The sequence below is a fragment of the bacterium genome, from assembly GCA_030018315.1.
Taxonomy (GTDB): domain Bacteria; phylum Hydrothermota; class UBA3073; order JACQXS01; family JAGMCI01; genus JASEGA01.
On sequence record JASEGA010000002.1, the window covers coordinates 18,837 to 42,714 of the forward strand.

The 23,878-nt window shown below is 36.9% G+C and carries 24 protein-coding genes; 21 read left to right on the forward strand and 3 right to left on the reverse strand.

Going from position 1 to position 23,878, the window contains the following annotated elements; all coding sequences use genetic code 11:
- The first annotated feature begins 9 nt into the window (after positions 1-9).
- The 7 genes from sucD to QMD71_01375 all read left to right on the forward strand — a co-directional run bounded on the left by sucD (position 10) and on the right by QMD71_01375 (position 5,222).
- Positions 10-897 carry a succinate--CoA ligase subunit alpha gene (gene sucD / locus QMD71_01345; protein ID MDI6839494.1) on the forward strand — a complete coding sequence of 296 codons (888 nt, stop codon included), beginning with the start codon at positions 10-12 and terminating at the stop codon, positions 895-897.
- 38 nt (positions 898-935) lie between these two features.
- The gene (locus tag QMD71_01350; GenBank protein MDI6839495.1) at positions 936-1,685 is read left to right on the forward strand and encodes a citryl-CoA lyase; all 750 of its coding nucleotides are present in this window, start codon (positions 936-938) and stop codon (positions 1,683-1,685) included.
- Between the two features lie 17 nt (positions 1,686-1,702).
- Entirely contained in the window at positions 1,703-2,125 is a 423-nt protein-coding gene (locus QMD71_01355) for an NUDIX pyrophosphatase (GenBank protein ID MDI6839496.1), read from the forward strand.
- A gap of 100 nt (positions 2,126-2,225) precedes the next feature.
- Entirely contained in the window at positions 2,226-2,528 is a 303-nt protein-coding gene (locus QMD71_01360; protein MDI6839497.1) for a nucleotidyltransferase family protein, read from the forward strand.
- Positions 2,521-2,859 (forward strand): DUF86 domain-containing protein, encoded by a 339-nt coding sequence (locus tag QMD71_01365; protein MDI6839498.1) that lies wholly within the window; start codon positions 2,521-2,523, stop codon positions 2,857-2,859. Before QMD71_01360 ends, QMD71_01365 begins: the two co-directional genes overlap by 8 nt.
- Positions 2,860-3,312: 453 nt before the next feature.
- A complete protein-coding gene (locus tag QMD71_01370) occupies positions 3,313-4,638 on the forward strand; it encodes a 3-isopropylmalate dehydratase large subunit (protein ID MDI6839499.1) in 1,326 nt (441 codons plus the stop codon).
- A gap of 74 nt (positions 4,639-4,712) precedes the next feature.
- Positions 4,713-5,222, forward strand: coding sequence for a 3-isopropylmalate dehydratase small subunit (locus QMD71_01375; GenBank protein ID MDI6839500.1), 510 nt, complete (start codon positions 4,713-4,715; stop codon positions 5,220-5,222).
- Here QMD71_01375 and QMD71_01380 read toward each other — a convergent pair.
- Genes QMD71_01380 through QMD71_01390 form a run of 3 tightly spaced genes read right to left on the reverse strand, consistent with a single transcriptional unit; the run spans position 5,215 to position 6,767 of the window.
- Positions 5,215-5,691, reverse strand: a complete 477-nt coding sequence (locus QMD71_01380; GenBank protein ID MDI6839501.1) for a hypothetical protein — start codon at positions 5,689-5,691, stop codon at positions 5,215-5,217. The genes QMD71_01375 and QMD71_01380 overlap by 8 nt on opposite strands.
- On the reverse strand, positions 5,681-6,010 hold the full coding sequence (locus QMD71_01385) for a hypothetical protein (GenBank protein ID MDI6839502.1): 330 nt from the start codon (positions 6,008-6,010) through the stop codon (positions 5,681-5,683). Before QMD71_01385 ends, QMD71_01380 begins: the two co-directional genes overlap by 11 nt.
- Positions 6,003-6,767, reverse strand: coding sequence for a hypothetical protein (locus QMD71_01390; GenBank protein ID MDI6839503.1), 765 nt, complete (start codon positions 6,765-6,767; stop codon positions 6,003-6,005). The genes QMD71_01385 and QMD71_01390 overlap by 8 nt, the downstream gene beginning before the upstream one ends.
- A gap of 783 nt (positions 6,768-7,550) precedes the next feature.
- Here QMD71_01390 and QMD71_01395 point away from each other — a divergent pair.
- The 14 genes from QMD71_01395 to QMD71_01460 all read left to right on the forward strand — a co-directional run bounded on the left by QMD71_01395 (position 7,551) and on the right by QMD71_01460 (position 23,790).
- Positions 7,551-10,193: a T9SS type A sorting domain-containing protein gene (locus QMD71_01395; protein ID MDI6839504.1), complete on the forward strand. Its 2,643-nt coding sequence runs from the start codon at positions 7,551-7,553 to the stop codon at positions 10,191-10,193.
- Between the two features lie 515 nt (positions 10,194-10,708).
- Positions 10,709-11,245 carry a DUF4416 family protein gene (locus QMD71_01400; GenBank protein ID MDI6839505.1) on the forward strand — a complete coding sequence of 179 codons (537 nt, stop codon included), beginning with the start codon at positions 10,709-10,711 and terminating at the stop codon, positions 11,243-11,245.
- Between the two features lie 54 nt (positions 11,246-11,299).
- The gene (locus QMD71_01405) at positions 11,300-12,865 is read left to right on the forward strand and encodes a SpoIVB peptidase S55 domain-containing protein (GenBank protein MDI6839506.1); all 1,566 of its coding nucleotides are present in this window, start codon (positions 11,300-11,302) and stop codon (positions 12,863-12,865) included.
- Positions 12,866-12,918: 53 nt separating this feature from the next.
- A complete protein-coding gene (locus tag QMD71_01410; GenBank protein ID MDI6839507.1) occupies positions 12,919-14,763 on the forward strand; it encodes a hypothetical protein in 1,845 nt (614 codons plus the stop codon).
- Entirely contained in the window at positions 14,760-14,987 is a 228-nt protein-coding gene (locus tag QMD71_01415) for a hypothetical protein (protein MDI6839508.1), read from the forward strand. Before QMD71_01410 ends, QMD71_01415 begins: the two co-directional genes overlap by 4 nt.
- A gap of 22 nt (positions 14,988-15,009) precedes the next feature.
- Positions 15,010-17,388, forward strand: coding sequence for a DNA translocase FtsK 4TM domain-containing protein (locus QMD71_01420; protein ID MDI6839509.1), 2,379 nt, complete (start codon positions 15,010-15,012; stop codon positions 17,386-17,388).
- Between the two features lie 51 nt (positions 17,389-17,439).
- Positions 17,440-18,645: a putative sugar nucleotidyl transferase gene (locus QMD71_01425; GenBank protein MDI6839510.1), complete on the forward strand. Its 1,206-nt coding sequence runs from the start codon at positions 17,440-17,442 to the stop codon at positions 18,643-18,645.
- 239 nt (positions 18,646-18,884) lie between these two features.
- Positions 18,885-20,168 carry a UDP-glucose/GDP-mannose dehydrogenase family protein gene (locus tag QMD71_01430; protein ID MDI6839511.1) on the forward strand — a complete coding sequence of 428 codons (1,284 nt, stop codon included), beginning with the start codon at positions 18,885-18,887 and terminating at the stop codon, positions 20,166-20,168.
- A 102-nt stretch (positions 20,169-20,270) separates the two neighbouring features.
- Entirely contained in the window at positions 20,271-21,203 is a 933-nt protein-coding gene (locus QMD71_01435) for an SDR family oxidoreductase (GenBank protein MDI6839512.1), read from the forward strand.
- Position 21,204: 1 nt separating this feature from the next.
- Entirely contained in the window at positions 21,205-21,786 is a 582-nt protein-coding gene (gene nadD, locus QMD71_01440) for a nicotinate-nucleotide adenylyltransferase (GenBank protein ID MDI6839513.1), read from the forward strand.
- Positions 21,787-21,825: 39 nt separating this feature from the next.
- Entirely contained in the window at positions 21,826-22,251 is a 426-nt protein-coding gene (locus QMD71_01445; GenBank protein MDI6839514.1) for an NUDIX hydrolase, read from the forward strand.
- 222 nt (positions 22,252-22,473) lie between these two features.
- Positions 22,474-23,184: a FlgD immunoglobulin-like domain containing protein gene (locus QMD71_01450; GenBank protein MDI6839515.1), complete on the forward strand. Its 711-nt coding sequence runs from the start codon at positions 22,474-22,476 to the stop codon at positions 23,182-23,184.
- A 121-nt stretch (positions 23,185-23,305) separates the two neighbouring features.
- Positions 23,306-23,458: a hypothetical protein gene (locus tag QMD71_01455; GenBank protein ID MDI6839516.1), complete on the forward strand. Its 153-nt coding sequence runs from the start codon at positions 23,306-23,308 to the stop codon at positions 23,456-23,458.
- 173 nt (positions 23,459-23,631) lie between these two features.
- Entirely contained in the window at positions 23,632-23,790 is a 159-nt protein-coding gene (locus tag QMD71_01460; protein ID MDI6839517.1) for a hypothetical protein, read from the forward strand.
- Positions 23,791-23,878 lie beyond the last annotated feature (88 nt).

Genomic DNA, 23,878 nt, shown 5'->3' on the forward strand with positions numbered 1-23,878 from the left:
GTATTAAGTGTGGCGATAATTATTGACGAGAATACCGAGACTATAGTGCAGGGCATAACTGGCAAGAATGCTGAACTACATACCATGTTTATGCTTGAGTATGGGACAAGAGTTGTTGGAGGTGTGACTCCTGGGAAGGGTGGTTATAGTGTTCATGGTGTGCCAGTGTATGATACAGTTAAAGAGTGTCTTTTTGCACATCCTAATGCAACTGTCTCGTCAGTCTGGGTACCTGCAAGATTTGCGAAAGATGCTATACTTGAAGCAATTTATGCTGGTATTAAGACAGTGATAGTCATAACTGAACGGATTCCAATCCATGATATGCTAATAGTAAGGAAAGCTGCAAAAGAAAATAATACACTGGTTATAGGTGGCAATACACCAGGTGTGATATCGCCTGGCAAATCATTAGTAGGTATGTTACCTAAGATTGCATTCTCTCCTGGCAGAATTGGGACTGTAGCCCGTAGCGGTGCTATTACTTACTATATTGCAAATTCACTTAATCTTACAGGCTTAGGTGAGTCCACCTCAGTTGGCTTAGGGGGCGACCCAATTCTTGGGTGTAATTTTGAAGATATACTTAAGATGTTTGATGCAGATACTGAAACTACTGCTGTAGTGCTTGCAGGTGAAATAGGTGGAGTATACGAAGAAATAGCTGCCCCGTTTATAAAGAAAATGAGTAAGCCTTTAGTTGCATTTATAGCAGGTAAGGCAGCTCCTCAAGGGAAGCGGCTTGGTCATGCAGGTGCAATTATAGAGGGCGAGCTTGGGACAGCTGATAGCAAAATTAAGGCTTTAAAAGAGGCGGGGGCATTGATTGCGAATACATTATCAGAAATACCGAAATTGGTTAAAAAGGTAGTAGACATTAGCACTTCCTACATATGAGGAAATCTGAATGACGAATAAAAAATAAGGAGGTAATTATGTGGAAGACAGGTATAACAAAGGTAGAACCTAACCATATCGTGACAAGAGGTTATAGGCAGGAAGACTTGATTGGCAACATTCCGTTTTCCCATATAGTATTTCTTCTATTAAAGGGTAAATTACCAGATGAGCGTGAAGGTAAAATGATAGATGCTATCTTTGTCTCATCAATTGACCATGGGGTGACACCACCTACTACTTTATCTGCTCGAATGGTAGCGTCTGCAGGTGTCCCTTTGCCGACAGCAGTGGCCGCTGGTATACTTGCTGTTGGGGATGTCCATGGAGGTGCAATTGAGAGCTGTGCTAAGATACTACAGAAATGGTCAAATACAGGTGCACCTGAAGCTGTAGCCCCTAAGGTACTTACAGAGTTATCTGAGGTAGGGGAAAGGATGCCAGGAATTGGGCATAGAATACATACAGAGGACCCGCGTACTAAAAGGTTGTTTGAGCTTGCTGATGAGCTGAAGATTGCAGGTCCTAATGTAGCACTGATGAAGACGATAGAGGTAGAAATAAACAAGGATGCAAAGCGTAAGCTACCTATAAATGTAGATGGTGCAATAGGGGCAATAATATCGGATATGGGGTTTGACTGGCGGTTAGGTAAAGCATTCTTTTTATTGGGGAGGGTAGCTGGTTTAGTAGCACATGTCTATGAAGAGCAGACTCGTGAGAAGCCTATGCGAGAAATTTCGCCTAAAGAAGCTGAGTATGATGGACCGTGGGAGCGGAATATTTAGTTTAAGAGTCTAAAAGTATGGAGAGGACAGAGATTAAAGTAAACAAAGTGGTGAGTTGTTTTCTTGAGTCTGGAGGTAAGATATTAATTTTGCGTAGGAGTGAAAAAGTAGGCACCTATCGTGGCAAATGGGCAGGTGTAACAGGCTATATAGAGAACACACAAGATGAGCAGGCATTGAAAGAGATAGAGGAGGAGACTGGTTTGAAAGATACCGATGTTGAACTTGTAAGGAAGGGTAAGCCACTTGAAGCTATAGATAATGAGCTTAAGATTAAGTGGGTAATCTATCCTTATTTATTCCATGTAAATGAGCCAGAAAAGATACGGATTGACTGGGAGCATGTTGAGATGAAATGGATTTTACCTGAAGAGCTGGCTAAGTATAAGACTGTTCCAAGACTAAATGATGCATTGAAAAGAGTGTTACAAAAAGAATGACTAATGACGAAAAGGAAATGATGAAATATGGATTAAAGGAGATAGAAGTATTTTGTTGACTTTTGGATGGAAGGTATTATATTTTTAAAAAAGGGGCCAAGTGAATAGAAAATCAATAACTAAGATAACCAAAATTCTGAGTCTTCGTAAAGACGATTTACAAGAGAGATTCAAGATCAAAGAAATAGCGGTTTTTGGGTCTTATGTCAAAGGAAAACAAAACCAAAAGAGCGACATTGATATTTTGGTTGATTTTGAGCATGGTTATAAAACTTTTGACAATTACATGGAGCTTAAGTTCTTTCTTGAAGAAGTTCTAAATACGAAGGTGGATTTGGTACTAAAAACAGCTATCAAAGAAGAGATAAAGTCGTATATTCTTACAGAGGCTGTTTATGTCTAAAAGGAATTACAAGTTCTTTATCAAAGATATTAAGGAATGCACTGACAAGATTCTAATGTATGTTGGCAATAAATCATTTGAGAATTTCTCAAAAGATCAACTCTTAATAGATGCAATTGTTAGGAATCTTGAAATAATAGGCGAAGCAGTCAAACACGTCCCAAATAAATTAAAACAAGAGAATCCTCATATTGAATGGCATAAAATTGCAGGACTCAGGGACATACTTATCCATGAATATTTTGGCATAGATTATGAGGTTTTATGGGATATAGTTCAAAATAAAATCCCGAATTTAAATGTAGAAATTAAGAAACTGTTAGAGAAGTAAAATATCTGAAGCTGTTGAAAGATACAGGGTATGGATTGATGCTGAAATAAGAGGATAGCGTGAGTACAAAGAAGCATGGATTTTTCTTTTTTGAAAATTAATAGAGAGATGAAAATGTTTGGTTGACTTTTGGGTATAAAGATTATAATATAGAAGAGGACTTGAGATGAAGCATAAAATGAACCTGTCCCCAGTAGGAACCAAAAATTAAAATATTTGCTTTGTTGAATAAATATTTTTGGTACCTTTGATTTTCAACCTCTGACTTGGTTTTAGACAATTTTGACCTTGTCATTCTGAACAAAGTGAAGAATCTCATAAACCGGTGTCAATCAAGGTGTTGCAAGTTTTGTAAAGCGAATTATTCAACAAAGCATAATGCGTGGAAGAGAGTATTACACTGAGACCATAGATTAGTGACATACTTCAAAGGATAAAATAGCTGAGTTATCGCTGGCTATGACTATTGCGGAGAAGATTTTGGCACGTGTTTCGGGTAAAAAAGAAGTAAAAGTAGGTGAGATTGTGAATGCAAAAGTTGATGTTTGTATGTCGCATGAGAATGCGGTGCTTGTATGTAAGCATTTTAAAGAGATTGGAGTCAAAAAAGTTTGGGACCCTGAGCGTATTGTTATAGTCTTTGACCATCGTGTACCGGCTGATTCAGTTAATACTGCTATTGGACATAAAAAAGTGCGTGAGTTTGTTAAGGAGCAGGGGATATCCCATTTTTATGATATGCGTGCCGGGATATGTCATCAGATATTGCCTGAGAAGGGACATGTAAGACCTGGTGAGCTTATTGTGGGCACTGATTCACATACTACGACTCATGGTGCATTTGGTGCATTTGCGGCTGGGATAGGAGCAACTGAGATGGCATGTGTATGGGCGACGGGTGAGTTATGGCTTAGAGTACCTCCAACAATTAAGATTAAAGTTAGTGGAGAGTTTAAGCCATGGGTGAGTGCTAAGGATTTGATACTTTATATTATTGGTAAATTAGGTGCAGATGGTGCTGATTACAGGGCGATTGAGTTTTATGGTGATACAATTAATAATATGAGTATAGCAAGCCGTATGGTTTTATCTAATTTGTCAATGGAGGCAGGTGCTAAGGCAGCAATTGTGCCAGCGGATGATAAGACTATAGAGTATGTAAAAAATAGGAGTAGTAAGCAATTTACACCTATATATGCAGATAAGGATACAATGTATGAGCGAGAGTTAACTTTTGATGTCTCTAATCTTGAGCCACAGCTTGCGTGTCCGCATCAGGTAGATAATGTGCATCCGGTGTCAGAATTTGAAGGTCTTGAGATTCATCAAGCTCTTATAGGGTCGTGTACAAATGGTAGGCTTGAAGACCTTGAGGTAGCGGCTAAAATTATAAATGGGAAAAAGATACCTCTCTCTGTCAGGCTTATTGTTATACCGGCATCGTGGGAGGTATATTTAGAGGCAATGAGGGCTGGGTTACTTGCAACATTTATAAAAGCGGGTGGTGTGGTGTTAAACCCGGGCTGCGGTCCGTGTTTAGGTGCACATCAGGGCTTGTTAGCACCAGGTGAGAGGTGTATATCAACTACAAATCGTAACTTCCAAGGCAGGATGGGGTCACCTGATGCTGAAGTGTATCTGGCGTCACCGGCAACAGTAGCAGCATCGGCAGTGAAAGGAAAAATAACTAATCCAAGATCGTTAATCGTTAAACGGAAATCGGGAAACGGAAATTGGGATGGAAAAATATATTTCAAAAGAGGTATACAACGACTATAGAAAAGATGGGTTAAGGGCTGTTCAAATTATCAATGGCTATATAAGGTATCTACAGAAATGTAAGACGATTAACCATGATTAAAGGACGGGTGTGGAAGTTTGGTGATGATGTGAATACTGATGTTATATATCCAGGTAAGTATTTGCCAATTACTGACCCAAATGAGATGAAACTGCATGCATTTGAGAGTGTATATCCTGATTTTGTAAAAAAGTTTAATAAAGGTGATATAATAGTGGCTGGGAAATACTTTGGTTGCGGCTCATCGCGGGAACAGGCAGTGAGCTGTCTTAAGGCGGTGGGTGTATCGTGTATAATTGCAGAGTCATTTGCTCGTATTTATTATCGGAATGCGATAAATGATGGGTTACCTATATTAACTGCAGAGAGTGTATCAAAGAAGGTAAGAGAGGGTGACGAACTTGAGGTAGAACTTGAAAGTGGTGTAGTAAAGAACCTGACAACTAAAGAGACAATCAAAGCTAATATTTTACCCCCATTTATACTTGAGATTCTATCTTCTGGTGGTCTTATTCCTCATATAAAGTTAAAGCTCAAAAGTCAAAAGTTAAATCTTAAATAATGTCGGTTTTGCAAGCTACAGATGGTGAGTAACCAGTTTTGGGGTTGTGGAAGAATAGATATATAATAAAGTTTGTTGAATCATTGAGGTAAACTGAGGACGGTGGGTTATTGAGGTAAACTGAGGCTTGTCCATCTCGTCTTTTGGCGACTGGGTTTATTGCGTCTCCCCATAATTTGAGTGTCCGCCACGGCTTAAGGTCGGGATACCATTCTTTAGATTCTTTAATTTTCCAATATATAGTTACTATAAATGCGTTATCATCTGGTTTACCGTTCTGTCTAATAATAGGGTCCCAGTGTACCTCAATTTTACCGCTATGTTTGGTGTAAGTGGCTTTGAGTATTTGAGATGTTTCCAGTATTCCACAGCTAATTTGTATTGTTTTGATATCTGGCATATTATTAGGACCGTAGAATTTGTCTTTGTAAGGTATAGATTGGTATAGAGTAGATGCATTAAATTTCACAAACAAGTGGAAAACCAGAAAAGTAGTGCACCCTTTTAGCTTCTTGGTTCCATATAGGAGTTATAATACTATCTCTATATATCCGAGCTATGCAACTTAATGTACTTGTGACTGTGTGTGTCAAATTTATATGAGGTATGAATAGGTCTTGTTTGTCCATCTTTCCCTGTAAGACTTTGAATATAGCTTCGTCTGTTCCCCTTGATTCTGGCTTTTTGTATGCTCTTACAGTCTTTATCCTATTTATTGCTACACTTCCAATTACTTCACCTAATTTTCCGTGGATTTCACCCCATGGTGAGTTTATATACTTAGCCATTGTACCTCCCTGGTGGTAGCCATCTTTTTTTATTGTCCCATTTTAACTCAATAACGGAACCTGGAATTAGCGATTTTGAAACTGAATACGTATTCCCTTCTTTGAAGTATGCAAATACAATTGGTGACTTGATTTCTGGTATCTGTAAGTATATATAGTTCCACACTCCTATTTTTTTAACAATTGGTAATGTTACGGTTGACTCTGGGTCGGCGCTCACTAACCAATGGTATAGATTAAATGTAGTCATTTCTAACACCGCTATTCCAATTTGGTACGAATGTGTATTTTTAATGGCTATCATAATCTTTTTACTATCAGCGTAGAATCTCGCATGGATTTTAGGTGGGTCCAGTATGCCCTGAGAGAGAAGCAGTTGCTTCCATCTTCTCCTACTATCATTCCTTTTGTAATTGCAAATCCTTATGAGATTTACTGACATAAACAAATGCAGAGCACAACAATTTCTAATTTTAGCACTCTCTTGCCATACTGGGTATATTAGGTCTTTTAGGTGTTTACCTGCAAGCTTGCCAAGAATACGAAATACTATTTGCCTGGCTCTTAGCTTTTTTGGAACTGCATATATAGTATATTTCATGAGATTCCTTATTATAGTTTTACCATTCCTTTTTTGTAATATTATACCTTTAGCATCTTTGGCCATATTGAAACCAAACATCTTCTTAGCCTGTTCTGGTGTAAGTGACAGCTTGCCGTGAATTTCACCCCAAGGGGTAGGTTTAGTGAGAATCATAAAGAGTCTAAAAGTTCAAAAGTTAAATCCATATTATAATATATACTCTGACCTTTTCTTTTTCATTCTAAATTTTTCTTAATTTTTTACATCAAGCCACAAGCTGATTTAGGAGCTCCCAATTTTTTGTTAATTTCTAATCTTCATAGAATCCTGATAATACACAGGCTACGATGTGTAAAATTATTATGTATTTTATCAATTTTCTAAAAACTTTTTTATTGTAAACTAATACCTTAAAGTAAAGGTGCTGAAAAACCCATTGTTTGTCATTGCAAACGAGAGCGAAGCAATCTCATTCTCTTACAACCCATATCCGTCATATTAAATTCAGAAAAGAGTAAACAAAATGAAATAAATGTAGTATAAATAAGGGGAAAAAAGAATTTTAAGTGCAGAGGAGTATTGTCTAAAAAGGCTTACATGCCCCGCTCTGACAAGGTTTTTAGCAAACGAAGTTAAAAATGTTCTGAAAAGATGGCTAAAGATGAAGTTTTCTATGAAATTTGGAGATTTTTCTTGACATTTATTCTTTTTTATGAAAAACTGACGTTAGAAATGGTGAAAAAGGCGTACGAAAGTTTTAAAGTGCGACCAAGCAAATGCTCTTGCTGAAATAAGAGAGGTGATGCCTATGCAATAGCTACACACATAATTTACGTGCGAGGGAGGAGGGAAGAGAAAAACGACTCAATTCTTATTCCTTCCTATCTGGGGGCCAGGCTCTATGAAAAATAGCTCAAGTTTAACCTAGAGTGTTGTGAAGTCACAAAGGGGGTAAAGATGTTTGGAATATGTATCTTTTTGACTCTCGTGATAAATATTATAGAAGCAAGAGCGGATAACAGCAACTATTTATTTACTGAGGATATATCGTGGATCAGAGATGAAGATAAATCTGAACTTATGGTTGAACAGAAGGATGGAATTATTATTTCTGCAAAATTATCGTTAGGTGGAAGACGAGCAACAACTTTTGTTACACGAAGTGAGTCTGATTTGTCTGGTCCTTTATTTGGTAGTGATAAACTGGTTGCTACTGTCTGGATGCCAGATTCACTCGGTGGAGTCCTGCCCAGGGCAGTATGCTACAATTCCACTAATAATAAATTTTACTTATTTGGCGGCAGAAGAATAGCGGTAATTGATGGAGCAACCAACTCAAGATTGAAGTCAATTACTGTCGATGAAGTAGCGGATGTCGCTTCTTCTTTTGGTATTACAGTATTCCCATCAGAGCGTCGGCGACTTGCCTATAATCCAATAAACAATAAAATATACTGTGCTACTGATGGTGGAAACTTGGTAGTCATTGATTGCTCTACCGACAGTGTAATAGCCACATTCCACGTGGGACAAGAGATGATGGGTTACTTTGTTGTATATAACCAGAATACTAATAGAGTATATTATATGAAAGGAGGACCTGGCATCATTAAAGTTATTGATGGGGCAGGTGATACTATAATTGGAGAGGCTGAGATTCATGGCATACTTAACGATATAATTTGTAATCCTGCTGGAAACAAGATATATGTCAGTAGACAAGTGACGAGGGCTGTTGTGATACTTGATGCCTCAACTTTTGAGATTATCGCTGAACTCCCTATAGAAGGTTGTCCAAATATTATTGAATATAATCCAAACTCTAATAAGGTTTACTGTGCTACCATTAGCTTCACAGGTACAACTGATACTATAATAGTGATTGATGGAATAGGAGATAGTGTGATTACCTTCGTAGATGTTCCATCTATGCCATTTCAGCTTCTTTGTAATCCAACTGATAACAAGATATATTGTAACGGTTACATTATTGACGGTGAACTGGATACAGTAATCGCAACCTATTCGCTACCAGGAGCATATGCCATTGCCTATAATTCTATAGATGACTATATTTTTTGTGGAGGAAGAGATACAGTTATTGTCATTGATGGGGTAAGCAATGAGATAATAAGAGGTGGGAAGCCTGGGGGGTTCAGTGTTCAGTTTGCTTACAATATAGTTGAGAATACAATTTGCTGTGCCAACCAAGTGGAAGGCAATGCTGGTATCATTGATAGGGAAGCTAATTTAATTGCTATGCCTTATATTGGGATGGATGGATCTAATGGCGGCTGTTATAATAGTAGAGAGAATAAAGTCTACTTTAAATCGATTGGTTTTTCTCATTATAATATTATCTCCGTTATAGATGGTGAAACCAATATAGTAAGAAGTACAATCCCTATCGAAGCTCTATTGCTATCTAATATTGGATACAATCTGTTGAATAACAAACTATATGTAGCAAGCGAAGGTATAGTAAAAGTTATTGATGGGGTAAGTGACACAGTAGTTGCCAATATTCCTGTAGGCAGATATCCGGGCTCTGTTTTCGCACATGATTCAACTAACAAAGTCTACTGTGGCAACTGCGGTAGTGATGATATAAGTATAATTGATGGTGCGACCAATGAAGTAATCACTACTTTAGGGGTAGGTGGCGCTCCTTATGCATTTACATATAATACTATAAATAAAAAAGTATATGCATGTCTCATTGATGTCGGTTCAGTTGCTGTCATTGACGGTGTAACTGATGCACTTATCACAAAGATTACAGTAGGAAGCTACACACGGTCACTTGTTTATAATTCAGTTAGTAACAAAGTGTATTCTATTAACTCTGGAACCAATGATGTAACAGTCATTGATGGTGCAACTGATGAAGTAATTAAGAAAATAAATGTGGCTAACAAACCTCATCAGGTAGTATATAGTCCGATTAATAATAAGGTGTATGTGTTAAGTTTTGATGGAGTAGTTACTGTAATTGATGGTGAAACTGACGAAGTAATTAAACAATTGGAGACACAAGCTAATTCTTTGATATATAATCCTGATAACAATCGGGTTTATCTCCATATCCTATTAGCCTCTATCTCTGACCATCGGATGCTAATGAAAGTAATAGATTGCAACACTGATGCAATTTGTTCAATTGTTTCGCTTGAACAGAGTCAGCCCCTATACGGGTGGACGCTCCATTTCCGTACTGGTGAAGTCTTGGTCTACAACTCTGCAAATAATAAAGTCTATTGTGGCAATTATGGAATGAGCAATGTAAGTGTAATTCAGTGTGCTGAGGCTGGTGTTGATGAATTCACTCGTCCTCAAATGACTAAGCCGACAGTAGAAATCTACCCCAATCCATTTACTCGGTCTACAGTTATTAGTTATGAGCTTCATGCTGTCGGTGAAGTTTTGTTGCAAGTTTATGATATTTCGGGTAGATTACTGAAGACATTGATTCATGGAACTAAAGGAAATGGTATCCATTCAATTAATTGGACTGTTAATGGAATACCCGATGGTATATATTTCTTGAGGTTAGAGAGTCAGGGAGAGGGTATAACTAAAAAGGTAGTTGTGATAAGATAAAGTCACAGCTTAAACAAATAGAATTGGGTAACTATTTAGACATGGTATATTGGGCTCCGCAGTAAACGAGAAAGGTGTCGGTTCTAAAATCATGATGTTACACATCTAAAGTTTGGCTTTGGTTTTCACTAACCTTATAATATCGGATAGGTTTTTTGCACTCTTTTTACCAGCTATTGTAGGCTCAAAATATATACTTATGAAATAACAGACACTAAAATAGAAAGCAAAACAGGAAGTAAAAAATAGCGGAACTGATGCCTCTCTGAACTTCCAATAATTACCTTTAAAGCATACTTTAATAAAAAATTTGAAAAATGTAATAGGAAAGGTCTATATAGGGTAAGCAACTTCGGTCTGAATCAGACCGAAGTGAAAGCTAAGGAGAATATATGAGTACAAATAAATGGATTGCTTCGGCGCTTCGCTCCTATCAATGACGGAAAGGGTAACTTTTTCAGCACACTTAAAGTAAAAACTTGACAATAAAAGGATTAAGGATATAATCAAAACAAATGAGAAATGAGGAAAGAAAGATAGTTCTGTTAGCAAAGTTAATTTGTGGTGTTATTTTAGCACCTGATTGTGAGCTTATTGGAGTGAAAAAAGCACTTGTAGATAAGTTTGGGTTAATAGATTTAGAGAGCGAAGTCATCCCATTTGATTTAACAAGGTATTATGAAAAAGAGTTAGGTGCAGGTCTAAAGCGTCAATGGTTGAGTTTTAAAGAGTTTATACATGAAGAAAATTTGAAATCAATAAAACATACTACAATAGAGATTGAGAGGCAATTTTCTAGGTCTGACGGGACACGGCGAGTTAATTTGGACCCCGGCTATGTTAATCTATCCAGCCTTGTTTTAGCGACAACAAAGAATTACTCTCATCGTGTATATTTAGGTGATGGAATCCATGCAGAGGTCACTCTGATATATAAAGACCATCACTTTGTTCATTTAGACTGGACATATCCTGATTATCGTAATAATACAGAATTCTTTAATAGGGTTCGGAATAAATTCAAAATGACAGTAAGGGGGCTAAATACCTAAATGACGAATAAGAAATAAGGAAATGATGAATTATGATTACACAGTTAAATTGATATGATGTTTTTATTACTATTTCTATTAGGTACTGATTTTATGGTGGTAGATGATGTAAAGCCTGGTATGACTGGATATGGGTTAACAGTGTTTCAGGGTACAAAAATAGACACTTTTCAAGTTAAAATAATAGCTGTTATGAAAAAAGAAGTTATTAAAGGTGATGTAATATTAGCTGAAATCTCAGGTGGTATAATTGATACTGCTGGTATTATATCAGGTATGAGTGGCAGTCCAGTGTATATTGATGGAAAACTTGTTGGTGCATTAGCTTATAGTTATGGTGCATTTGCAAAGAAGCCATTAGCTGGTATAACTCCTATTGATGAGATGCTAAATCCTCCATCTATAGGCTGGATGGCTCCAAAAGGGCGTTTTTGTCAAATGCAAGTCCCTTTTTATTGTTATGGATTAGATGATGAAATACTTCATGAATTAAGCGAATCAATTCCTTGTTTTAATATATTTAGAGTACAAGATTTAGGTAGCGGTCTTTTAAATGATAGCATTCTACCATCTCCTGGTTCTTCTTTAGGTATTCCATTAGTTGTAGGTGATATAAACTGGTTTGCAGTAGGGACATGTACATATAAGGATGGTGATAAGATATTAGGCTTTGGTCATCCAATGGCATCATTAGGTGAGACCGAGTTACCTATGACAGCAGGCTACATCTATTCTATTGTGCCATCCAGTTACAATTCTTACAAACTTGGGGCTTCGACAAAGATAATTGGGACTATAAAAAATGATAATCAGAGGGGGATTGTAGGTGTTATAGGTAAGATTCCGGATATGGTAGAGTTTAGCCTCTTTATAAATGGTAAAAGATTTCATTATCACATCGTAAAAGAGAGGACATTTATTCCACACCTTTTACATGGTTTAGTTCTATACTCTATTTATACTGGGTTTAAAGGTAGTGGTGATATGACAATCTCTGCTAATTTGGAAGTAAATGGAACACATTCTTTTCATTTTGAAAACCTATATACAGGAACAGCTCAAGCTATATCAAAATCAATTTTTGAAATATTTGAATTTATCCAAAATAATCCATTTCATAAAATAGATGTAGCTAATATTTCTCTAAATTTGACTACTTCTGAGCGCATTAAACTTGCAAAAATTGACAAGTTTTGGTCCGATAAGACGCAGGTGAAAACTGGTGATACTCTAAATTTACTCTTATCATTATCAACTTATCAGGAAGGTCTGCACACTGAGCGTATCTCAATTCCAATTCCGAGATGGGCGCAGCCTGGTGAACTCATTGTAAAGGTAGAGAGTGGTTCATCTGTTTGTTCTAATGAGAGAGCTAATCTCACAACTCTTGATGGCCTTATAGTGTGGCTCTCACGGGCTCCTAAAAATAATGAACTTGTGTTAAGGCTGAGCCAAAAAGGTAAAAGTAGCTGGATAATGGGTAGAAAATTTACATCCCTTCCCCCTTCTATGGCTCCTATAGGTAAAGATAAAGAAAGTATGAGTGAAGTCTTTGAGAAAAGAATTGCTACTCAGTGGGTGATAGTGGGAGAGGGGTTGATAAAATTAAATGTAAAATAGAGAAATGACTAATAACGAATGACGAAAAAAGAACGATGCGAAAAAGAGGTAAAGTGAAAACTACAGAAAGTTATCAGTCTAAAAGTCTAAAAGTTATCAGTTTATTTTTGTTTTTATTACCTGCGTTTGTTTTTGGGGTGAGTACATTGAACTGGGAAGTGACAGACTTTGAGGCTTGTAAGCTTAAGAATGTGATGCTTGATAAAGATGGGTTTGCTCGCATTTCATCTGAAGTCAAATGTGTATGGGATAATCCTGAGGTCTATATATGGTCTTTGCTTGAAATTGGTAATACTGTGTATGTAGGGACAGGTGCGAGTGGTAAGATATATAAAATTGAGAGAGGTAAGGATACACTTTTGTTTGATACAAAAGCAACAGGTGTATTTTCACTTAATACACATAAGGGTAAGATTTATGCTGGCACTGCTCCTAATGGAGTAATTTATGTGATAGATAAGACTGGGGTTGGTAAAGTTTTATATGAGACTGGTGAAAAATATGTATGGGACATTGTATTTGATGAGTCTGATAATCTTTATGCAGCTACCGGGACTACTGGCAAGATACTTAGGATTACAAAAGCTGGTATTTTAGACACTTTTTATGTAACAGGTGATATGAATGTGACTTCCCTTGTATACTTCAAGCCGTATCTTTATGCTGGTACAGGGGAGCGTGGTCTTTTATTTAAGATTGATAAGCAAGGTAAAGGCATGTGTATATATGATGCAGATGAATCAGAAATCACATCTATTATTTTAAAGGATAGTTTATTGTTTATATCTGTGACCGAAGATACTTTAGGCTCTGTTTATAAGATTTATCCTGATAATAGAATAGACAGGCTATGGCATACTAATTCAGCAATTCGGGGTCTGCAAGAAGTAGCTAATAAATTCTTTGTAGCGGCTGGCAATCGTGTATATAGAGTGGATACTGCTGGTAATGTGGAGCTCCTATTTGAATTGCCGACAGATATTTCATGTATGTTAAATAACTGGGTTGGTACATCTGAAGTTGGTAAGCTATATAAAATTGATGAAGGTATGTCAAAATCTGGTACAATAGAGTCAGCTTCGTATGATACAAAAGGGGTTTCGGAGTGGGGGAGGCTCGAATTTAAATCTGTTGGCAATATTGAATTTAGGACACGTTCTGGGAATTTAAGTGAGCCAGATAAAACATGGGAAGAGTGGAAGCCTATTAGTAGGGATGGTAAAGTTATGAGCTCCAATGCCAGATTTATTCAATGGGAGGCTGTGTTAAAAGGGCCTGAATCTATGATTAAGGCTGTCAAGTTATCATATTTGCCTCAAAATGAGAAGCCTAAAATTATTAATATTAATATTTTAAAGCCGAAGCCAAAAGAGGATGTTCCTGAGGGTGCGAGGCTTATCTCCTGGTCTGCTACTGACCCAAATGGCGACAGTTTGTGTTTTAACATATACTTTAAATTGACTGACGAAAAGAAATGGCTTTTGTTAAAAGAATCGGTGTTAGACACTTTTTATTATATAGACCCGAAAACATTTATTGATGGTGAATATGAGTTCAAAGTAGAAGCCTCTGATTCACTAAGCAATCCAAAAGCATACGCTATGAAGAGTGATAAGGTGTCAAGTGTGTATTTAATAGATAACACACCACCTGATATTAAAATAGGAAGTGTAGAGCACAGTATGCTTTCATTTAAAGTTACTGATAATCTAAGTTATATAGAATTTTGTGATTATGCCTGTGATGGTGGTAAATGGGAACAGGTCTTTCCTGTAGATAAAATATTTGACTCAAGAGCTGAAGAGTTTATAATTTCAGTAAAAGATGCTCATAAAGTAGTTATAAGGACGGGTGATGTGTGCGGTAATGTAAGTCTAAAAAGTAAAGTAATAAAATGATGAATGACGAATGTCGAATTCTTGAAGTCTATCCTAATACATTCAGCAAAAAGACAGAAATCAGAATACAGAATATAGATTACAGATTAACGATTTATGACTTAACTGGCAGATTAATTCGCACATTTCCACTACTCAATTCTTGCAACTCCTTTCTCAATTCTGTCACTTGGGATGGTAAAGATGCGGGCAGTATTATTATTCGGTTAATTCGTTATCATTAGAGTAATTCGTTTAAGATAAACAATGAGTTATTGGGTAGAAATACTGAAATGGGTAGTTTATGGGATTATGGGGTTATTGGGCCTGCTTGCTATATTCCTGATCCTGAAGACCATATTTCGTATCCTGCTGAAACTAAGACCTCAGCGGCGTGCTGAGTTAGGTCGTATCTGTCTTATATTAGTAGCTGTTCTTATTGGGTTGAGTCTTGTCGCTTTTAATAAGAGAGATTATTACAATTACGAAAACTTAACTCTTTCATCTTTAATATCTCTAAAGCTCTCGGAGCTCGTAGTTCCGAATGTACTTAACAAATGTGGGATTGTAGGTGCTATAGTAAGTTTATGGCTTTATAAGGTATTGGGTATATCAGGTTATTTTATACCTATCATTCTATTACTTTGGGGCATTTTACCGAGTAGATATTATGGTAAGCTCTCTTTACAGAGTGTATTTTTGATTGGTATAGCTGTTTTTATATGTTTTTTGTTATCAAGTCTGCCCCAAATAGGAATAAGAGGTATCACCTCGAGCGGTGGTATTGTGGGGGACAAGTTATCAATTTTACTAACCCGTTACTTTGGGATTGGCAAATGGCTGATTGCATTAGCGTTTGTATTTGGTTTACTTTTGACATTTGATAGGTTTAGGAAGTTTATGTTTAGGAAGCCAAAAATGAGAACTCGTGTTAAATTAGAGAAGCCTGTTGCAGTTTCATTAGAAGAAAAAATATCCCCTGTTGTAAAAAAAGTAATAGTAACAAAGCCATTTGAGCCTCGTCGTCCAGTTTTGGATGTTTCAATGTTTAATGAGCTATATCTTTCAAAATTACATGAGCCTGAACCTCCATCTGAGTCTGAGAGTGAAAAAGAGCTACAAAATAAAGCAAAAGTTATTGAACAGAAATTTCAAGAGTTTGAAGTTTTTGGTAAGGTAACTAAGATAGCACCCGGTCCTGTTATTACCCGGTATGAGTATGAGCCAGCTCCCGGAATAAAGGTTTCTAAAATTGAATCACTTGCCGACGACATTGCTTTGTCAATGAAGGCGCCTCGAATAAGGATTGTCGCCCCTGTCCCTGGAAAAGCGGTGATTGGGATAGAGGTGCCAAATCGTAAGCGTGACAATGTTTATTTAAAAGAGATTTTGGCTTCCTCTGCTTTTACTTCCATAGAGTCAAAACTTGGTTTTGCCTTAGGTAAGAATATAGCTGGTGAGCCAGTTTGTGCTGATATTGCCAGTTTTCCTCATCTCTTAATAGCAGGAGCAACTGGGTCTGGCAAGAGTGTGTGTATAAATGCGATGGTAGCAAGTATATTGTATAGAGTACAACCCAGTGAGCTCAGATTTTTAATGATTGACCCCAAACGTTTGGAACTACCTGTGTACAACGGTATTCCTCATCTTGTAAGACCTGTAATCTCTGATGCTAAAGAGGCTCTGTCTGCATTAAAAGAGATTATAGAGTGGATGGAGTTTCGTTACAGAGAGTTTGCAAAGGCTGGTGTGAGAGATATAGATGGCTATAATCAGAAGGCGCTTATTCCTAAGCCCTATATTTTAATAATTGTAGACGAACTTGCCGACCTGATGATAACTGCGCCAAGAGATATTGAAGCCACTCTAACCCGCTTAGCACAGATGTCGCGTGCTGTAGGTATCCACCTTGTATTAGCAACACAGCGACCAAGTGTAGATGTAATCACAGGCTTGATAAAGGCAAACTTTCCAGCTCGTATTGCGTTTCAGGTAGCATCAAAGACTGATTCACGAACTATTTTAGATATGAATGGGGCTGAAAAGTTACTTGGTAGAGGTGATATGCTATTTATACCGCCTGGTAAGGGAATACCTGAGCGTTTACATGGTGCATATATATCCACTCAAGAAGCTAAGGAGATAGCTAATTTATGGACAGAGAGCTGGCTATCTGAGCTACTGCATGGCAAAATTGAGCATTCACGTGAGTTATCAAGAGATATAACAGAACAGGACTTGGTAGAGTCACTTATCTTTAAGGATGTGTTTCCGGGTGCAAAGGAGCGTATTGAATTATTTGCAAAAGAGAGTGAGTCAAGATATGGGATAGTGAGTGATAAGATTCGTGACTTACTTTTAGAGCTCGAGTATTACCCGAAACTTGAAGAAGAAACCTTGGTTTTTGAGGCTGAAGAAAAAATAGAGGAAGCCGAAGTTGCTGAAGGACCTGATGAATTATTTGATGAAGCCAAGCGACTTGTAGTCCGTCGTCAGGTGGCTTCAGTCTCTCTATTACAGCGTCATTTCAAGATAGGTTATGCACGTGCTGGTAGGATAATAGACCAGTTGGAGAAAGCTGGTGTTATTGGTCCATATGTGGGTAGTAAATCAAGGGAAGTGCTGATACCGAGGGATGAAGGCTAAGATAGAAATGACGAATGACGAAATCGGGATGGGAAATACGGTTAAGGAAAAGTGAAGAATAAGATTTATATTTACGAGGATGATGGGTATAGTAATTTTTTACCTCTTGTGTACCTAAAACCTGTATTTGACCTTTATTGTGGACTGTATACATTTAGGGAGAGGGTATCTAAAATATATGGTAAAGTCCCTATCCCTATCTCAAGATTTGATACCCCTGTAATCTCGGATGGTCTTTTCATTAATGGGAGGGCAATTTTGCATAAAGAGCTGCCAGGTGGAGATGGGGATGAAGTATTTGTAGCCGATAATGAGGTAGTGGGATTCAGATTACAAGAGGTGAGACATCAAATTACAAATTACAAATTGCAAAATTTAAAACCTCCAATAAAAGGTGAATTTTTGGCTACTTTAATGAAAAAACTTAAGCCTGTAAAAGTGGATGCGCAACTGATTAAGTATCCGTGGAATATTATCTCATATAATAAAGAGTTAATTAGTAAGGACTTCAAGTTAATGGGTATTGGGCAATCGAGCAATATAGGAGTTGAGCAATCAATAAATTTAATAGGGAAGCCAGCTAATTTATATACTGGAAAGGATGTAAAGATTGAGCCTGGGGTATTTTTGAATACAGAGTGTGGTCCAATATATATTGATGATGGTGCCATTCTACGACCACCAAGCATCATTGATGGTCCTTGTTATATAGGTAAAAATAGTATTATTGATGGTGCAAAAATACGGCCTGGAACCACAATTGGTAAAGTATGTAGGATTGGGGGTGAGGTTGATTGTAGTATTTTCTCAGATTATTCTAATAAACATCACGAAGGTTTTGTCGGTCATTCATTTGTAGGTGAATGGGTAAATCTTGGTGCTCTGACTACAACCTCAGACCTAAAGAATACTTATGGGACGATAAAATTACAAATTACAAATTGCAAATCTAAAATTGATACAGGTCTAATAAAAGTGGGTGCATTTATTGGTGACCACACGAAAACTGGGATAGGGACCTTATTAGATACAGGCTGTATTATTGGTTGTTTTGCAAATATCTACGGGGGAGGCGCTTTTGAAAAATACATACCACCATTTAGCTGGGGTACTAAAGACAAACTTGTAACATATGAGCTAAAAAAGGCATTAGAAGTGGCAAAGATAGTGATGGCACGGCGTGGAGTAAATTTGAGTAAAGAATATGTGGAAAGGATAAAAGCAGCATTTGAGCTAACTGAAAAAGAAAGAAGATAATAAGGGATGACGAATGACGGAAATGGGTAAGTTTGATAATGTAAAGTATGAGTCTCATGGAATATAAGGTGAAGTGGTTTTTACCTCTTTCATTTACACGTAGATATCGAATGTTTGCCAGCTCCTTAGAACTTTTTAAAGAATTACAAAGAAGACTTAATAGAAACGAAAAAGTATACAGATAGGCAAAGGGATAAAGAGGATATAGAAATACTTGATAAGATTATGCAAGGTGAGATATGAAAGTAGCGATTATCGGGACAGGGCATGTAGGTTTAATAACAGGTGTATGTTTTGCAGATATAGGGAATGATGTTATCTGTGTAGACAATGATGATAATAAAATTGCTATGCTCAAAAAAGGTGAGCTTCCAATATATGAACCTGGCCTAAAGGAGCTTTTAAATAAGAACAAGAGAAGGATAACATTTACCACATCGATAAAGACTGGAATACAAGATACACCTGTAATATTTATCTGTGTCGGCACTCCTACCAGAGCTTCTGGTGATGCTGACCTCTCTTCAGTTGAGAATGTGATAACCCAAATTGCAGAGTCTATGAAAGAGTATAAGCTTGTAGTAGAGAAGAGTACTGTGCCTGTACAAACTGGAATAAGAATAAAACAGCTAATGAACTCAAAGGTCAAAAAAGGAATTAAGTTTGATGTAGCCTCTAATCCTGAGTTCCTGAGGGAAGGTAATGCAATTTATGACTTTATGCATCCTGATAGAATTGTGATAGGAGTGGAGAGTGATACTGCAAAGAAGCTATTGTTTGACCTTTATGAGCCAATAAAGGCACCTATTTTAGTAACAGATATTGAATCTGCTGAGTTGATAAAGCATGCCTCCAATTCTTTTCTTGCAATGAAGGTATCATTTATAAATGCAGTATCAAGAATTTGTGAGCTTTCAGGTGCTGATATTGACAAAGTTGCCAAAGGTATAGGGCTTGACCATAGGATTGGACACGAATTTCTAAATGCAGGTGTAGGGTTTGGTGGTTTTTGTTTTCCAAAAGACTTGAAGGCATTTAGAAGAATATCACAAAAGTTGGGCTACGAATTTGAGCTACTTGATATAGTAGAAAAAATAAATGAATTGGCGAAAGCTAACTTTGTATCCAAAGTAGAAGACATACTCTGGAATTTAGCAGGTAAGACAATTGGAATCTTAGGGCTTGCTTTTAAACCAAATACAGAAGATATGAGGTATGCTCCATCTATTGACATAATCCATATGTTCCAAAATGGAGGTGCTAAAATAAAAGTGTATGACCCGCAAGCAATGCCAGTAGCCAAAAAACTACTTAAAGATGTAGTTTATTGCAAAGACCCATATGAGGTAGCTGAGGGTGCTGATTGTCTTTGCATTATTACTGAGTGGAATGAATTTAAAAAATTAGATTTAACTCGTATAAAGTCGTTACTTAAGTCTCCTATTATAATAGATGGCAGAAATATCTTTGACCGGAAGTCAATTGAAGCACTTGGTTTTGTTTATAAAGGAATAGGTAGGTAATATAAAAATTAAATATCAAATATCAAAATGTAAGACGAATGACGAAATCCGAATGACGAATGGATAAGAGTCTAAAAGTGTAAGAGTATAAAAGTGTAAGAAATGATAATTGTTGTAACAGGTGGGGCTGGCTTTCTTGGCTCACATTTATGCGAGTTTTTGCTAAAACTTGGTCATAGGGTTATCTGTATAGATAATTTTATAACAGGAACACGTGAAAATATATCACATCTTTTGACCAATACAGACTTTAAATTGATTGAACAGGATGTGAGCAAATATATAGATATTGATGGTAAACTGGACTGGGTATTACATTTTGCATCTCCTGCTTCTCCTATTGATTATCAACGCTACCCTATCCAGACCCTGAAGGCAGGTGCTCTTGGTACTCATAATACTTTAGGACTGGCAAAATCTAAGGGGGCTAAGTTTTTACTTGCATCAACTTCTGAAGTTTATGGTGACCCATCTTGTAATCCACAACCCGAAACTTATTGGGGTAGTGTGAATCCAATTGGACCAAGGGGTGTATATGATGAGGCAAAAAGGTTTGCTGAAGCTATAACTATGGCATACCATAGGTATCATGGTGTAAATTGTCGTATTGCGAGGATATTTAATACCTATGGGGAGAGGATGCGATTAAATGATGGTAGGGTAATTCCTAATTTTATATCGCAGTCCTTAAAAGGTGATAATTTAACTATCTACGGGGATGGGACTCAGACGCGGAGCTTTTGCTATGTAGCTGATATGATTGATGGGATATGGAGGCTAATGAATACTGAAATCCATGAGCCAGTAAATCTTGGCAATCCAGTAGAATTTACTGTCATTGAGTTAGCAAAACTGTTTATCAAAATCACCGGCTCAAAGAGTAAAATAGTATATCTGCCTCTACCAGAAGATGACCCCAAAGTCAGGTGTCCTGATATAAGGTTGGCAAAAGCTAAGCTTGGCTGGTTGCCAAAAGTATCGTTAGAAGAAGGCTTAAAAAAGGCTATCAATTACTTTAAACAGAGCCCTTACTAATGTGAAAAAATTAAGACTTGGTGTATTTGGTGGTGCATTTGACCCACCCCATACTGCTCATCTGATAGCAGCAGAAATGGCAAGAGATAAATTTGAGTTCAATAAAATAATATTTATTCCGAGCTATATGCCACCACATAAAGATGCTCCGGTAGCATCAGCAGGAGATAGACTTGAAATGCTAAAACTTGCTACTAAAGATAACCCTTATTTTGAAGTCTCAGATATTGAGATAAGAAGAAAAGAGACATCCTATACAGTGGATACAGTGAAAGAATTAACTCGTATTTATCATGGGGCTGAACTGTTTTTGATAATAGGTATGGATGAAGCAAAAGATTTTATGACCTGGAAAGCACCAGCTAAAATTTTAACTCTTTGTAAATTCGTAGTAATAAATCGTCCGGGATTTAAAAAAGAAGAAGTCCCAGATGTGCTCAGAGAGAAAGTTCAATTCCTTATGCTTAACATTGACATTTCATCTACTAAATTAAGGGAATTTATAAAAAATGGTAAATCGATTAAATATCTCGTTCCTAAAGAAGTTGAACTCTACATAAAGAGAAGGGAACTTTATAAATGACTGAGGACGAAATCAGAATGACAACCGATTCCAATATTAATGGGGAGCTTTAGTGAGATGCATCATCAAAAACGACCTTATCTCACAGTGGATATCATTATAGAGTATCAAAATGGTATAATTTTAATTGAAAGAAAGAATCCACCCTATGGCTGGTCAATTCCTGGTGGCTTTGTAGATTATGGCGAGACTGTAGAGGAAGCAGCTATGAGGGAGGCAAAGGAAGAGACTTCGTTAGAATTAGATAATCTTAACCAATTTCATGTCTATTCCGACCCCTCTCGTGACCCACGCGGGCACACAGTCTCAGTTGTCTTTACTGCAAAAGGTAAAGGAATCCTGAAGGCAAGCTCTGATGCCAAAGGGGTTGGAGTATTTACAAAAGACAACCTGCCAGATAATATAGCTTTTGACCACTTTAAAATTCTACATGACTATTTTAAAACAAAAGTATCCATTAAGTAAGGAATGAAAAATGAACTTATCCCTATTACGCGAGAAAAAATGAACCATAAATATAGGCTCTGTCCCCTTGGGCCTTGTCCCCTTTGGGCATCCCCTTGGGCATTGAGGAAAGTAAAAATGGTAGTCTGTCACCTATTTTTTTCTATTCTAATAAATACATTATCAATGTATAGTAAAAAATGCGAGGTAAGAATATAGTATTTTAGAAAGCAGGGGGTGGCTATGTTATACTTAAAGAGGTTAATGGCATTGCTTCCATTATTTTGCTTTACTAGTTTAATGAGCAGTAAAGCAAATGCTTTCTTAATACCGAAAGAGGAAGCAATAAAGTTTGTAATAGACTCAATTGTTGAAGGTGATACTTTGAGATGGGTATATATGATCCCGGATTCTATCCCTCAGGATACAGTTATTAGAGATTGGTGGGGACTTGGTGAGCATAAATATTCAAATCCTTATCCATGGAGTTGGTTCTTCTTTATCGATGATCATCCTCCTGCCAATTTTGCACACGAGTGTAGATATGTTTTTATTGAATACCCTCACATTGACAACACACAGAGTTATACAGTGATATATGAAATGATGCCTCCTTGTGTTCCTGACTCATTAGAGAAGATTTACCCACATGGAATTGAAGAAAATTCAAATTCCTCAGGTTCATCTAAAATGATTAAAGTTTTCTCAAACCCATTTACTGAGTACATTTATATTGAGTACCAATTGCCACACAAATCGGATGTCTCATTAAGAATATATGATATTTTGGGTGGATTGGTGAAAAAGCTTATGGATGGTCAGCAGGAATTGGGTTACCACCGTATTTGTTGGGATAGGACTAATGATGAAGGAATAAAAGTGGCACCTGGAACTTACTTTTTTAAACTTACCTTCAATCACATAGAAATAGTTAAATTGGTAGTATTACATTAAAGAGTTTTATACACGTAGATTTATTGCCCTATAGGGGACAGAGCCCGTTTTTTCCAAGCTCACAACCAAGCCTGGGGTTACAGTATATTTTGCACCAAATCAGGATGACCAGAGTAGTGGAGTGGATACTGCAAGATGTGAGATTATAGTAAATGGTGCACTTTTGGCAGTAGGGATTGAGAGTGATTCAATCACCTTTAGTTCAGCTTCTGATGTTCCTTATCCCGAAGATTGGTATGGGATAAAAGGGTTGATTTTTTATTTGACTTCTTGAAAGATTTTTTATATAATATTAAATATAAAGCAAGATGAGGAAAGTAAAAATTCAAGGGTTGACTCAAAAAAGGATAGATAATAGGGTATCTGTCCTATATTGTCTATATTGTCCTACTTTATGAAACATTTGGTAAAGATTCGGACGTCAGACATAAAAGGTATTGTAAATTTGTGAGCAAAGGTCTCCGTGATGAAGTTCTATCAAAAATTCGTGGCTCACTATCACGAGGCGATGTTCTTGGTACAACAGATTTTGTTGAAAAATTTAGAGAGAAATTAGGTCTCTCAGTGAAAAGGAGACCCCGTGGTCATCCAAGAAAACAAAAATGAGACCTGACACCAATTACACTAGCTTTTGACCATTCCAAGATTTTACATGACTATTTCAAGACAAAATCATAAGAAATCTTGCTTTGTT

Excerpts from the sequence above, each read along its gene's own strand:
- QMD71_01395 (MDI6839504.1), top strand. The coding sequence starts at position 7,551 with ATGTTTGGAATATGTATCTTTTTGACTCTCGTGATAAATATTATAGAA.
- QMD71_01400 (MDI6839505.1), top strand. The coding sequence starts at position 10,709 with ATGAGAAATGAGGAAAGAAAGATAGTTCTGTTAGCAAAGTTAATTTGT.
- QMD71_01365 (MDI6839498.1), top strand. The coding sequence starts at position 2,521 with ATGTCTAAAAGGAATTACAAGTTCTTTATCAAAGATATTAAGGAATGC.
- QMD71_01385 (MDI6839502.1), bottom strand. The coding sequence starts at position 6,010 with ATGGCTAAGTATATAAACTCACCATGGGGTGAAATCCACGGAAAATTA.
- QMD71_01350 (MDI6839495.1), top strand. The coding sequence starts at position 936 with ATGTGGAAGACAGGTATAACAAAGGTAGAACCTAACCATATCGTGACA.
- QMD71_01420 (MDI6839509.1), top strand. The coding sequence starts at position 15,010 with ATGAGTTATTGGGTAGAAATACTGAAATGGGTAGTTTATGGGATTATG.
- QMD71_01375 (MDI6839500.1), top strand. The coding sequence starts at position 4,713 with ATGATTAAAGGACGGGTGTGGAAGTTTGGTGATGATGTGAATACTGAT.
- QMD71_01405 (MDI6839506.1), top strand. The coding sequence starts at position 11,300 with ATGATGTTTTTATTACTATTTCTATTAGGTACTGATTTTATGGTGGTA.
- QMD71_01390 (MDI6839503.1), bottom strand. The coding sequence starts at position 6,767 with ATGATTCTCACTAAACCTACCCCTTGGGGTGAAATTCACGGCAAGCTG.
- QMD71_01450 (MDI6839515.1), top strand. The coding sequence starts at position 22,474 with ATGTTATACTTAAAGAGGTTAATGGCATTGCTTCCATTATTTTGCTTT.
- QMD71_01355 (MDI6839496.1), top strand. The coding sequence starts at position 1,703 with ATGGAGAGGACAGAGATTAAAGTAAACAAAGTGGTGAGTTGTTTTCTT.
- QMD71_01415 (MDI6839508.1), top strand. The coding sequence starts at position 14,760 with ATGATGAATGACGAATGTCGAATTCTTGAAGTCTATCCTAATACATTC.
- QMD71_01445 (MDI6839514.1), top strand. The coding sequence starts at position 21,826 with ATGGGGAGCTTTAGTGAGATGCATCATCAAAAACGACCTTATCTCACA.
- QMD71_01435 (MDI6839512.1), top strand. The coding sequence starts at position 20,271 with ATGATAATTGTTGTAACAGGTGGGGCTGGCTTTCTTGGCTCACATTTA.
- QMD71_01430 (MDI6839511.1), top strand. The coding sequence starts at position 18,885 with ATGAAAGTAGCGATTATCGGGACAGGGCATGTAGGTTTAATAACAGGT.